At 39.8% G+C, this 13,112-nt stretch carries 11 protein-coding genes and 1 tRNA gene; 6 read left to right on the top strand and 6 right to left on the bottom strand.

All coding sequences use genetic code 11. The features are described from left to right. Window positions 1-4: 4 nt before the first annotated feature. The 6 genes from MK395_RS05845 to MK395_RS05820 all read right to left on the bottom strand — a co-directional run bounded on the left by MK395_RS05845 (window position 5) and on the right by MK395_RS05820 (window position 7,184). On the bottom strand, window positions 5-868 hold the full coding sequence (locus MK395_RS05845) for a hypothetical protein (protein WP_061408616.1): 864 nt from the start codon (window positions 866-868) through the stop codon (window positions 5-7). 12 nt (window positions 869-880) lie between these two features. Next, complete coding sequence (locus MK395_RS05840) at window positions 881-1,963, bottom strand: M24 family metallopeptidase (RefSeq protein WP_132973654.1); 1,083 nt, start codon at window positions 1,961-1,963, stop codon at window positions 881-883. Between the two features lie 127 nt (window positions 1,964-2,090). Further along, on the bottom strand, window positions 2,091-2,873 hold the full coding sequence (gene gatD / locus MK395_RS05835) for a lipid II isoglutaminyl synthase subunit GatD (RefSeq protein ID WP_268711473.1): 783 nt from the start codon (window positions 2,871-2,873) through the stop codon (window positions 2,091-2,093). Continuing rightward, on the bottom strand, window positions 2,873-4,216 hold the full coding sequence (murT, locus tag MK395_RS05830; RefSeq protein ID WP_268711472.1) for a lipid II isoglutaminyl synthase subunit MurT: 1,344 nt from the start codon (window positions 4,214-4,216) through the stop codon (window positions 2,873-2,875). The genes gatD and murT overlap by 1 nt, the downstream gene beginning before the upstream one ends. A gap of 291 nt (window positions 4,217-4,507) precedes the next feature. Next, window positions 4,508-5,263: a hypothetical protein gene (locus tag MK395_RS05825; protein ID WP_268711471.1), complete on the bottom strand. Its 756-nt coding sequence runs from the start codon at window positions 5,261-5,263 to the stop codon at window positions 4,508-4,510. A 604-nt stretch (window positions 5,264-5,867) separates the two neighbouring features. Next, window positions 5,868-7,184, bottom strand: coding sequence for an FAD-containing oxidoreductase (locus MK395_RS05820; protein ID WP_268711470.1), 1,317 nt, complete (start codon window positions 7,182-7,184; stop codon window positions 5,868-5,870). A gap of 192 nt (window positions 7,185-7,376) precedes the next feature. Here MK395_RS05820 and MK395_RS05815 point away from each other — a divergent pair, with 192 nt between their 5' ends. The 6 genes from MK395_RS05815 (at window position 7,377) to MK395_RS05790 (ending at window position 13,071) form a co-directional block, all read left to right on the top strand. Beyond that, on the top strand, window positions 7,377-8,603 hold the full coding sequence (locus tag MK395_RS05815; RefSeq protein WP_000841589.1) for an L-lactate MFS transporter: 1,227 nt from the start codon (window positions 7,377-7,379) through the stop codon (window positions 8,601-8,603). Between the two features lie 196 nt (window positions 8,604-8,799). Beyond that, a complete protein-coding gene (locus tag MK395_RS05810) occupies window positions 8,800-10,377 on the top strand; it encodes a DEAD/DEAH box helicase (RefSeq protein WP_084943807.1) in 1,578 nt (525 codons plus the stop codon). Window positions 10,378-10,659: 282 nt separating this feature from the next. Next, window positions 10,660-11,448 carry a GTP-sensing pleiotropic transcriptional regulator CodY gene (gene codY, locus MK395_RS05805; RefSeq protein ID WP_042902566.1) on the top strand — a complete coding sequence of 263 codons (789 nt, stop codon included), beginning with the start codon at window positions 10,660-10,662 and terminating at the stop codon, window positions 11,446-11,448. Further along, on the top strand, window positions 11,448-12,023 hold the full coding sequence (locus MK395_RS05800; RefSeq protein WP_084943806.1) for a cysteine hydrolase family protein: 576 nt from the start codon (window positions 11,448-11,450) through the stop codon (window positions 12,021-12,023). The genes codY and MK395_RS05800 overlap by 1 nt, the downstream gene beginning before the upstream one ends. Window positions 12,024-12,103: 80 nt before the next feature. Continuing rightward, window positions 12,104-12,189 (top strand) — tRNA-Leu (locus MK395_RS05795). A 270-nt stretch (window positions 12,190-12,459) separates the two neighbouring features. Beyond that, complete coding sequence (locus MK395_RS05790) at window positions 12,460-13,071, top strand: CPBP family intramembrane glutamic endopeptidase (protein ID WP_084860171.1); 612 nt, start codon at window positions 12,460-12,462, stop codon at window positions 13,069-13,071. Window positions 13,072-13,112: the final 41 nt, after the last annotated feature.

The following is a 13,112-nucleotide window of genomic DNA, read 5'->3' as shown; positions in this document are numbered from 1 at the left end:
ACTCTCAGTCTTCCTGTAGATAATAGGAAATTACAACAGAAGAATTACTATCAAAATAGGAATCTTTATCAAAATATTTGCAATTTTCTATTGTAATACTATGTATTTTGTAATTTTTAATAAAATGAGGTAATTTTTCATATTTTTCTTCAAGTAATGTTACATTATGAAATCCAATATTCTCAAAAAGCTCTTTTACTTCGAAAGGTTCTTTTGCAAGTAAAATCTCATAATCATCAGGTGGAAGAATATACTGATTCTTTAAAATATCATTAAGCCGCTCCGAAATTCGTAAACTAACATTTTTAGGCATACTTGAGTCAGTGTTTTCACTTGAGATTCTAACTTTTCCTGTTAAAATTCCATAATCATTATAATCTAAAGTAAAACACCAAGTTGAAATTCGACTATTTGAATATACCTCCAAATTAATTAAAGCTTGGCTAATTTCTACTTTTTTTATTCGAATAATTTTATCGGTTTCTTCGTGAATTATTCTATTGAACTCTTCTTGATTTAAGAATTCTGGAAATTGAATGGATAAAGATTGTCTAAGCTCCTCATCTTGTTTCTTTTCAAGACGCTCTTGACTATTCCATGAGTGTACTTCAAGAATAATATTTACAACTTTACCTGGAATACTTATAACATTAGAAATTCCTGTCATAGTATTATTGACTATATTCACAGCTCCATCTACAGTATTGCCAGTTATTTTTGAAGTTTCATCGACAACTATTTTTACGGCTTTTGAAGTCTCATTAGCAATATCATTAACAACCTTCGAGGATTCATTAACGATACCATTTACAACCTTAGAAGTTTCGTTAGTAACGTTGTCAACTAATTTAAAGAAATCATTTAACATAAAATAATACCATTAATCAAAATAAAGCAAGTCTTTGCTGGTGCTGGTGAAGAGGTCAAAGCCATCCTTAGTGACGACACCGCAGTCTTCGATACGGACACCGACTTTTCCAGGGATATAGATACCTGGTTCAACAGAGAAGCACATGCCTTCTTCGATGACCATGTCGTTTCCTTCCATGATAGATGGAAATTCGTGGACATCCATACCGATACCGTGACCGAGACGGTGGTTGAAGTACTCACCGTAGCCCGCTTTTTCGATGACTTCACGGGCGGCGCGGTCCACTTCATGGGCAGTCACACCTGGATTGATAAAGTCAAGGGCAGCTTGTTGGGCTTCAAGGGTCAAGTTGTAAATATCTTTTTTGAATTGGTCTGGTTTGCCGACAGCGATCGTACGAGTCATATCTGAGGCGTAGCCATTGACCATGACACCGAGGTCAAAGAGGAGAAGGGCATCCTTTTCGACCTTGTTTGCTCCAGGGATACCGTGTGGATTTGCAGCGTTATCACCAGTCAAGACCATGGTATCAAAGCTCATTTCATAGCCTTCATGCTTCATGGCAAAGTCGATTTGTGCAATGATATCTGTCTCAGTCTTATCAAGAGAAATATTGTCAAAACCAACTTTAACCGCCTTATCAGCATAGAGACCAGCAACCATCATTTTTTGCACTTCATCAGCTGATTTGATGAGGCGCATGCGTTGGATGCGAGGAGTGAGGTTTTCAAACTCAGCAGTTTCAAAAACTGTTTTCAAACCATGGTATTTGGTTAAGATGAGATTGTCAAACTCGACTGCCACACGTCTGAAGTCTAACTGTGGCAAGGCATTTTGGATTTTCTTCCAAGGGTTTTCAGAGTCCACATAGCCCATAACTGGGAAGGAAACAGTGCTTGTTGCACGCTCTACTTCAAGGGCTGGAACGAAGAGAAGCGGTTCCTGATTTGCTAGGACAAAGAGGAACATTTGGCGTTCATGGGGATCACTGTAAAAGCCAGTGAGGTAATTGATAGTGACGGGGTCAGATACGACAGCGACGTCTAGTTTTTCTGATTCAAGATATGTTAGGATTTGTTGTAATTTAGACATATGCTACCTTCTTTCTACCCCTCTATTTTGGCAAAAAAAGAGAGAAAATGCAAGGGAGAAGGGTAAAAGAACAGGCAAAAAGAACTCCGACAAGATAGGGGAGTTCTTTGATATAATTTTCCTTAGTTTAAGAAAAGTCAGCCTTGCTTTTGACGTCGCTGTATTCTTCAGCGATTTCTTGACTGAGGATGTTCTCATAGGCAGGGAGTTGGATATCCTGACCGTATTTCTTCTTGAGAGCAGTAGTGACGAGGCGATAAGCCAGATTGGCATTACGAGAGAGGATAGGTCCGTGGAAGTAGGAACCAAAGACGTTCCTATAATGAACCCCTTCGCCGACCTTTTCTTCGTTGTTTCCATTTCCATAGACCACCTGTCCCAGTGGTTTTTGGTCATCTGAGAGGAAGGTGCGACCTTGATGATTTTCAAAGCCATAGTAGGTTTCATCGAAGTCTTCATTGTGAATCTTGATGTCACCGATAAAGCGGTTGTTGGTTTGGTTGAGGGTATAATGTCCCATGACACCGAGCCCTTCGATGCGTTTACCTGAAGCCTCAACATAATATTGGCCCAATAGTTGGAAACCACCACAGATAGCTAGAACCACTCCGTCGTTTTGGATGTAGTTGTCAATGCTTTCTTTTTTAGCAGGAAGGTCTCCAGCGATAATACTTTGTTCAAAGTCTTGACCGCCACCGAAAAAGGCGATATCGTAGTGATTTTCGTCAAAGTCATCATGGAGAGAAACGATATCAACTGTTACATGTGCCCCCAGTTTTTCAGCTACATACTTGAGCATGAGGATGTTTCCATTGTCCCCGTAGGTATTCATGAGGTTTCCATAGAGGTGGGCGATGTTGAGCTGATAAGGGTAGTTGCCAGCTTTTGAGGAAAGTGAAGTATAAACCATTAGTTCATCTCCTTTCTAACAATCTGACGACTAGCCAGCAGTTCGCGGAATTCAAGCATAGCAGTATAGGTAGCCAGGATATAGGCATGCTTACAATCTTGGTTCTCAATGGTTTTGAGAACTTGTTCCAGATTGCTTGTTTCAGTGATTTTCTCAGCTGGATAGCCTGTCACTCGTAGACGACGCGCGATTTCAGAATGACGAACACCGCCAGCGTTGATTTCAGGAATGTCCATGTCAGTGATTTGTTCAAAGTCAGCATCCCAGATCCAGCTAGTGTCAATCCCATCAGCATAGTTGGCATTGAGGAGAACAGATAGGCTAAATGGATAAGGCGCTAGTTTAATCATCTCGATAGCCTGAGTTGCACCGACTGGATTCTTAATTAAGACGAGAGTACATTCCTTGTCGCCGATATGGAAGGTTTCCTGGCGTCCAAAGACAGCGCGACTCTTATCAAATCCTTGCTTGATGAGTTGTGAATCAGCCCCGAGGAAACGGGCGATGGCAACCGCAGCAAGAGCATTGTAGATGTTGTAAAGTCCACCGATTTGGATGCCGTATTCTTGGCCGTCAATGACAAAGCGGGAGCGATTGTTGGTTAACTCAACCAAGTCTGTCAGACGGTAGTCCAAGTCAGGTCGTTTGCAACCACAATTTTCGCAGATATAGGCTCCCAAGTTGGCATAGGTATTGTGCTCATATTTGAGGATGCCTTTACAGTCAGGGCAGAGAATCCCTTCGGTATTGTAGTGAGCCAGTTGGGCTGGCCCTTTCTCCAAGTCAAAACCAAAATACTGTACAGGATTTGGAATAGCTGGCTTGTAGAAAAGTGGACTGTCACCATTGAGGAGAACTGTAGCCGTAGGCACTTTACGGATGGCATCCAAAATCATGTTATAAGTTGTGTAAATCTCACCATAGCGGTCCATCTGGTCACGGAAAATATTAGTAATGACAAAAAGGCTAGGATGGATATAGTCACAGATACGAGAAAGACTGGCCTCATCAATTTCAAGAACAGCAATGTTTTTCCCAGTTTTAGAGGATTTGGCTGTCAAGAAGGTTGTCGTAATCCCTGTGATCATGTTGGCACCACTAGGATTGGTCAGAACCTGACCATAAACTTCTTTTAAAATGCCGACAGTCAGGGCGGTTGTTAAGGTTTTTCCATTGGTACCAGTGACCACGACAATCTCGTAGTTCTTAGCTAGATTTTGTAAAATATCTTTATCAAATTGAAGGGCGAGTTTTCCTGGGAGCGTACTTCCACGGCCAAGACGGCTCAAGATGAAGTGAGATGAACGCCCAGCAAGAAGGCCCAAAGTAGTTTTTAATTTCATGTTTCTATTATATCATACTGCGCCCAGCAGTCCAATAACTAAAGTAAACTCTAAGATCAACTAAAGAAGTAACCTTAGAGGTGCTTTTTAGGTTCTGATTAAACCAATCAAATACAATATCTTTGAATTTGATAACTTTGGCAACTTTAAGAAATAAATCTTTCTTGCTCTGAACATAAGAAAGGAGAGGACATCGATTACCTTCTACAGGTTTTAAAATTTCATTAATCCATTATAGTTGACAAAGATACCTAACTTTTGGGATTTAGATTATTTTTTGGAAAGTCTCTTTTATAATAAATTACGAATTTTTTCTTTTATAAATGCGTTAAGAGGATAGTGTTTATCAAGATATTCTAGGAGTGCCTGAGCAGATTCAGAAATCCGTTCGTAACCTTGCAAAAAGTGAGGCAATTGTTTGGCCTCATTTGGATAACCTTTTTCAAATCTTCTGTTGCTGTTAAAAATATCTATAAAATCAGATTTAGAAGTTTTTTCCAAATTGATTAGTTCGGTCCAAAGCTTGACGGATCTGTTTTGGATGAAATCATAAGCAGCCAATTTTTCGCCTCGTTGATAGCGACCTAGTCCTATATATAGGTTGCATAAAATTTCTCCCAACAGCCATTCACGGTCTCTATTTTCTTTTGATGGCAATCTTTGTGGCTGGCAGATTGTTCCATCAAAACCGACCTCCTTCCAGATAATCTTGCCTTCAGCGAAGGGAATGTTTACTAGTTCATGAGCTTCAAAGACAGCAAATTCACAAAAAACATCATCTTCAAATAGAACTTTATGTCCGTCCACTGTATTTTGGTAGTGAAATGCAATTGGTTCTAGATTACTTAACCAAGTTAGATCCTGTATATAGGCCTGCTTGTAGCCATCTTTTACAATAACAAAGAAATCCAAATCGGAGTACTGATCCAATCGTTCTCTTTCTGCTCCGCAAGAACCAAGTGCCAGCAAAGCTAGTGCTTGTCTAGAATCTTTTAGAGACTGACCAATATCACCTAGTCTTTGTAATAGTAATTCTGTTTTATTCATAATCGTTACCTCATTATTTCTTGTTTACAGACATTATATAGTTAATATTTTCGAAAGTCAATTTCATCCCATACCAAATATATACTAATGTAATATGGGATTTCTTTCGATATTTTTTACAATGATAAAGTTTAAACATTTTGCAGAGTATTGCTCATATTATCAAGAACGAAGAAATTTGAATTATCCTTTGATTGATTAGAAAGTGATTCTTATCTTTAAAAAGATTAAATGATTTGGAAAATATTTGAGAAGAAAAAATATATCGACTTAGCCATCAATTTGCAAACGGTAAAACCTCTCCACAAATGATGAAAATATACATACGACCCGCGCAAAGAGTGGATAATTTACTAATTAGGCATGAAACAATCATTGCAAAATATACTTTTTAAATTACCCATAAAACGATGAGCTGAAGCGAGTTATTCAAAGTCATATGTATTGCTGATATTTGAAAGAGTGACCTGAGACTCAATATATAATTAGGACTGCTAAATAAAGTTGGGATATTATATCATAAAAGAGGGAAAAGGCAGATTTGAGATTTCGCAGAAACAAAAACAGCCCTCGTCGGGCTGTTAGCTAACAAATCAGTCTCAACTTAAATCGCAAACAAGTCATTCAAGTTCTCAGCCAAAGTTGGGTGAGTGAAGATTTGTTTTGTGAAGTAAGTGTAAGGAATCTTGTTGTCCATTGCAACAGTGATGATGTTGATGATTTCTTGAGAGCCTTCTGAGAAGATGCTTGCTCCAAGAATTTCTTTTGTTTCAGTATTAACAACAGCTTTGAAGGCTCCACGAAGGTCGCCATTTACGTGACCACGAGGCATGGCAGCAACAGGGATTTCCTTCACTGCGTATGGAAGTTTCAAATCAGCTGCTTGGCTTTCAGTCAAACCAACTTGTGAAAGTGCAGGTGTGATGAACATAGTGTTTGGCACATTGAGACGGTCTTCAAGTGTGTAGCTGCCATCTCCAGCAAGGTAGCTGTAGACAACACGGAAGTCATCAAGTGAAATGTAGGTAAATTGAGGTCCACCGTTGACGTCTCCGACTGCAAAGACACCAGGAACGTTTGTTTGACAATGTTTGTCTACCTTGATAGCACCACGTTCCGTTAGTTCAATATCTGTATTTTCAAGTTGAAGTGGTTCTACGTTTGGTTTACGTCCAGTTGCGTAGAGAAGAGCGTCGAAACGGTACGTTTCGTTTTCAGTTACGACAAGGACTTGGTCACCGTCGTTTCTGATTTCAGTAGTACGGATGTTTTGAAGTAATTCAATACCGTCTTCTTCCATGTATTGTTTAGCAAGAGCTGCAATGGAAGGCTCTGCACGAGGTAGGAAAGTATCCAAGGCATCTAGGACTGTAACCTTGCTTCCAAGTTTGTTGTAAAGACCTGCAAATTCAAGACCGATGTTTCCGCCACCAAGAACTCCAAGTTTTTCAGGCAATTTGTCCAAGTTTTGGATACCTGTTGAGTCAAAGACGTTTTTGCTTGTAGCAAGTCCAGGGATTGGCAAGACGTTTGAAACAGCACCAGTGTTGATAACGATAGTTTCAGCAGTGAGTTCTTGTTTTTCGTCACCAGCTTGGATTTCGATGACTTTGTTTGAAAGGAAGTGAGCTTCCGCATCAAAGATATCCAGGCCTGTACCCGCAACAGTCGCATAGTTTTTACCATTGAGGCGACCAGTGATCGTGTTTTTAGTAGCAATCACTTCTTCAAAAGACAAGTCTTTCTCAGCAGCAACTAATAAGGTCTTAGTTGGGATACAACCGATGTTGATACAAGTTCCACCGTACATAGCTTTGCTACGTTCAATCAGGGCAACTTTTTTGCCAGCTGAAGCTAGTTTACCAGCCAGTGTCTTCCCAGCTTTACCAAATCCAATAACAATTAAATCATATGTTAACATTTATAGTCCTCCTATTCGATTTTCATTCTAGCATAAGAAAAAACTTTTTGCACAAATCTGCTACGGGAAAGACAGAAAAAGATAAAAACGCTTTCCAAACAAAAAACTAGTAATTTTTTGACAAGCTTGATAAACTAAAATCCTATCTATTTTTATATAAAATAGAATAAATGTTCGAAAATAGGAGGTTTTATGAAATCGAATCGTTATATTATTGCCTTTGCTGGGGTCATTTTACACTTAATGCTGGGTTCGACTTATGCTTGGAGTGTTTATCGCAACCCTATTATTGAAAAAACGGGATGGGATCAGGCTTCTGTTGCCTTTGCCTTTAGTCTAGCAATCTTTTGTTTGGGATTATCGGCTGCATTTATGGGGCGTTTGGTAGAAAAATTTGGTCCGAGAGTCATGGGGAGTCTATCTGCTTTTCTATACGCAGGTGGAAATATCTTAACAGGATTTGCAATAGACCGTCAGGAGCTGTGGTTGTTGTATCTCGCTTATGGTATTTTAGGTGGGCTTGGTTTGGGAGCAGGCTATATTACCCCTGTGTCAACGATTATAAAATGGTTTCCTGATAAACGTGGTCTCGCAACAGGTTTAGCGATTATGGGGTTTGGTTTTGCTTCTTTATTGACTAGTCCCATAGCGCAACATCTCATCGCAGGGGTAGGGCTTGTAGAAACTTTTTATATTTTAGGTGCAAGTTACTTTATTATCATGCTCCTAGCTTCACAATTCATTAAGCGTCCAAATGAGCAAGAGCTTGCAATTTTATCTGTTTCAGGGAAAGAAAAAACAGCCTCTTTGACGCAAGGAATGGCTGCGAATCAGGCCCTGAAAAGCAATCGGTTTTATATACTTTGGATTATTTTCTTTATCAACATAGCTTGTGGTTTAGGCTTAATATCAGCGGCATCGCCAATGGCACAGGAGATGGCTGGCTTGTCTACAAGTCATGCAGCAGTAATGGTGGGCGTTTTAGGGATTTTCAATGGGTTTGGTCGTTTGCTCTGGGCGAGTTTATCTGACTATATCGGTCGCCCTCTAACCTTTAGTATATTACTGCTTGTCAATCTTTTCTTTTCTCTCTCACTTTGGCTCTTTACAGATTCCGTTTTATTTGTAGTCGCTATGTCTATTTTGATGACTTGCTATGGAGCTGGTTTTTCATTGATTCCGGCTTATCTCAGTGATATTTTTGGAACCAAGGAATTGGCCGCTCTGCATGGATATATTTTAACAGCTTGGGCAATGGCTGGTTTAGCAGGGCCTATTTTATTAGCAGAGACTTATAAAATAGCTCATTCTTACACACAAACCTTGTTCGTTTTTCTCATTTTATATAGTATAGCCTTGGCTTTGTCTTATTATCTAGGTCGTTCAATCAAAAAGGAAATCCAAAAACCGCTTACATGATTTTCCTTAAGGATTCTACTATCTTTTGCCCCGCTCTTGTGTTATACTAGATAGGTTGCAAAGAAACTAGTACTTTTCTTTCGTGGAAAAGAAGCAACACGGTATCTCATTTTTGTTGAAGATACGTCATGAAAAGAAAAGTATAAACTAAAGCCCTATAGGGTGGCTTCGCACCACCTTTAGAAAGAAGAATAACGTGAAATTTAATGAATTTAACTTGTCTGCTGAATTGCTAGCAGAGATTGAAAAAGCTGGATTTGTAGAAGCCAGTCCCATCCAAGAACAGACCATTCCCTTGGCTCTCGAAGGAAAAGACGTTATCGGTCAAGCTCAGACTGGTACAGGAAAAACTGCAGCTTTTGGCTTGCCAACCCTTGAAAAAATCCGTACAGAAGAAGCGACCATCCAAGCCTTGGTCATCGCTCCAACTCGTGAACTCGCTGTTCAAAGCCAAGAAGAACTCTTCCGATTTGGCCGTAGCAAGGGAGTGAAAGTTCGCTCAGTTTACGGTGGTTCCAGCATTGAAAAACAAATCAAGGCCCTTAAATCTGGTGCCCATATCGTGGTAGGAACACCAGGCCGTCTCTTGGACTTGATTAAACGCAAGGCCTTGAAATTACAAGACATTGAAACCCTCATCCTTGACGAAGCGGATGAAATGCTCAATATGGGCTTCCTTGAAGACATCGAAGCCATCATTTCCCGTGTCCCTGAAAATCGTCAAACCTTGCTCTTTTCAGCAACCATGCCAGATGCTATCAAACGTATTGGTGTTCAGTTTATGAAGGACCCTGAGCATGTCAAGATTGCTGCAAAGGAATTGACAACAGAGCTGGTGGACCAGTACTATATCCGTGTCAAAGAACAAGAGAAATTTGATACCATGACACGTCTTATGGATGTGGAACAACCAGAGCTTGCTATCGTATTTGGTCGTACCAAACGCCGTGTAGATGAATTGACTCGTGGACTTAAAATTCGTGGCTTCCGTGCAGAAGGGATTCATGGTGATTTGGACCAAAACAAACGTCTTCGTGTCCTTCGGGATTTTAAAAATGGCAATCTAGATGTTCTCGTTGCGACAGACGTTGCAGCGCGTGGTTTGGATATCTCAGGTGTGACCCATGTCTACAACTACGATATTCCACAAGATCCTGAAAGCTATGTTCACCGTATCGGTCGTACAGGTCGTGCTGGTAAGTCAGGTCAATCCATTACTTTCGTAGCTCCAAATGAAATGGGCTATCTCCAAATCATCGAAAACTTGACCAAGAAGCGCATGAAAGGTCTTAAACCTGCAAGTGCAGAGGAAGCCTTCCAAGCTAAGAAACAAGTAGCGCTCAAGAAAATCGAACGAGACTTCGCAGACGAAGCCATTCGTGGGAACTTTGAAAAATTTACTAAAGATGCTCGTAAGTTAGCTGCAGAATTTAGTCCAGAAGAATTGGCTATGTATATCTTGAGTCTGACAGTCCAAGATCCAGACAGCCTTCCTGAAGTGGAGATTGCGCGTGAAAAACCACTGCCATTTAAACCATCAGGTAATGGCTTTGGTGGCAAAGGTAAGGGAGGTCGTGGAGGCCGTCGTGGAGACGACCGTCGAGATCGTGATCGTCGTGGCAATGGTCGCCGTGATGAGTTCAAGAAAGGCAGTCGTGGAAACGACCGTTTTGATAAAGACAGACGTTACCGTAATAAAGACAATAAAAAACCTCGCAACACTTCAAGCGAAAAGAAAACCGGCTTTGTTATTCGTAACAAAGGAGACAAATAGAAAAAAGCGATTCACAATGTGAATCGCTTTTATATATAAGGAGACCGATAGTAAAAGAAGATGGTGATAGTAAAGGATAGGTGAAACGGAAAGGGATTTATCATGTCATCTTCTTATAATGTTATAATATCAAAAATAAAATAGGATGTCAATAAAAAAATCGCTTTTTTTCTAAAATATTTTTGCTGTTCAAAATTGCAATTAAATAAGCAATTTTCAGATAATTATTGAAATAAAGACTTTTCTATGTTATAATGGAAGCGATTATATGCGAGGTAAAAAATGGCACATTTATTAGAAAAAACAAGAAAAATCACGTCTATTCTAAAGCGCTCTGAGGAGCAACTCCAAGATGAACTTCCTTACAATGCAATAACACGCCAGTTAGCTGATATTATTGACTGTAACGCTTGTATTGTAAATAACAAGGGACGTCTCTTGGGTTACTTTATGCGTTATAAGACCAATAATGACCGTGTAGAACAATTCTTCCAAACCAAAACCTTCCCTGACGTCTATGTACAAGGGGCAAACATGATCTATGATACGGAAGCCAATCTTCCTGTTGAACATGATTTGACCATTTTCCCTGTAGAGAGTCGTGCGGACTTTCCAGATGGGTTGACGACCATCGCTCCGATTCATGTATCAGGGATTCGTTTGGGTTCCTTGATTATTTGGCGCAATGATAAGAAATTTGAAGATGAAGATTTGATTCTTGTCGAGATTGCGAGCACGGTTGTGGGAATTCAACTATTGAACTTCCAACGTGAAGAAGATGAGAAAAATATTCGCCGTCGTACGGCTGTTACCATGGCGGTCAACACCCTTTCCTATTCAGAACTTCGTGCCGTATCAGCTATTTTAGCTGAATTGGATGGAAATGAAGGGCAGCTGACTGCATCAGTTATTGCAGATCGTATTGGCATTACGCGCTCAGTGATTGTCAATGCGCTTCGTAAATTGGAGTCGGCGGGAATTATTGAGAGTCGTTCACTAGGAATGAAGGGGACCTATCTCAAGGTATTGATTTCAGATATTTTTGAGGAAGTGAAAAAGAGGGACTACTAATGGCAAAGGCTTTAATCTCGATTGACTATACAGAGGATTTCGTAGCAGACCATGGAAAGCTAACTGCTGGCGCACCTGCTCAAGCGATATCAAAAGCCATTGATCAGGTAACTAGATTAGCTTTTGATCGTGGAGACTATGTCTTTTTTACCATTGATGCTCATGAAGAGAAGGATACATTCCACCCAGAAAGCAAGCTCTTTCCACCGCACAACATCATCGGAACTAGTGGGCGTAACCTTTATGGCTCCCTAGCTGATTTTTATGCTGAGCATGAGGCGGATAGTCGTGTCTTTTGGATGGATAAGCGTCACTATTCAGCTTTTTCAGGAACGGACTTAGATATCCGTTTGCGAGAACGTCGGGTTGACACTGTTATCTTAACAGGTGTTTTGACGGACATTTGCGTCCTTCATACGGCTATTGATGCTTATAATTTAGGTTATCAAATTGAGATTGTTAAGCCTGCAGTTGCCTCTATTTGGCCAGAAAATCATCAGTTTGCTCTTGGGCATTTTAAGAACACATTGGGAGCAAAATTACTGGATGAAAACCTTGCTGAAATTGAACTATAAGCCTGTTGGAAAAATGAAAAAAATCTGAAAAAAGTGTTGACAAAGATTTTGAAAGTTGATATACTAGTAAAGTAATCGACGCGGGGATGGCGGAATTGGCAGACGCGCAGGACTAAGGATCCTGTGACCGCTTTAGGTCGTGAGGGTTCAAGTCCCTCTCTCCGCATAGGGTAAGAGTTAGCTTTGGCTAGCTCTTTTTTTGTTAGCACGCATAGTGATTATTCAACAAGAGAGGTCTACCTTTCTTGTTTTTTTCTTTTTTTAAATAGTGCTATAATATAGATAGAAAGTAACTGCAAAAAGTCTTATATGAAAGATCATCGAGTAATGGATACTAATAGGCTTGGTTAAAACGGATATATAAGGTAGGAAAGGAGGAGTAGATAGTCGTTTGGTATTTGAAATGAGTATTTCAAAAGTGTAAAGGAGGATTACGATGGTTAATGAACTTCAACGAATAATGAGCGCCTTTATTCAAATTCTCTTTATTATTTTACTACCTTCTATCTGGTGGTTTATGACTATGAGGGGGAAAGTTCCATTTATGGAATGGATCGGACTAAAAGCTATTAAAAGAGTAAAAACTTTGCATCTGATTTTATGGATGGTGGGGGGATTTTCTTTATTTACTATTTTTTCTATCCTTATCTTTCCTCTTACTCGTGGTCTAGAAACAGCTACTTCGGCTTTTTCTGCTATGGAATATAAGGCTTTACCAAGTATTCTAATTTACAGTATTTTGCAAACATCTTTACCAGAGGAACTATTATTTAGAGGTTTTCTACTGAAACGAATGGCAAATCACATGCCGTTTGTCTTTGCAAATACCATACAGGCCTTCGCTTTTGGATTGCTTCATGGAGTATTGTTTGCTTCAGTAGTGAGTTTGGAAGTCACTTTTTTCATTGTATTTTTTACTGGAGCAATAGCAGCTTATCTTGGCTTTGTTAATGAAAAGATAGCAGGAGGATCAATTTTACCAAGTTGGCTAATGCATGCCACAGCCAACATCCTCTCTGGTTTAGTTTCTGCATTTTCTTTGCTTTGAGTGGATGCAGTTATAAAAATGGAGCTGGTAGAAATACCAGC

This window comes from Streptococcus oralis (assembly GCF_026782085.1).
Lineage (GTDB): Bacteria > Bacillota > Bacilli > Lactobacillales > Streptococcaceae > Streptococcus > Streptococcus oralis_DA.
Note: the sequence above shows the minus strand (reverse complement) of the source record. Positions and strands in the feature narration are given on the sequence as shown.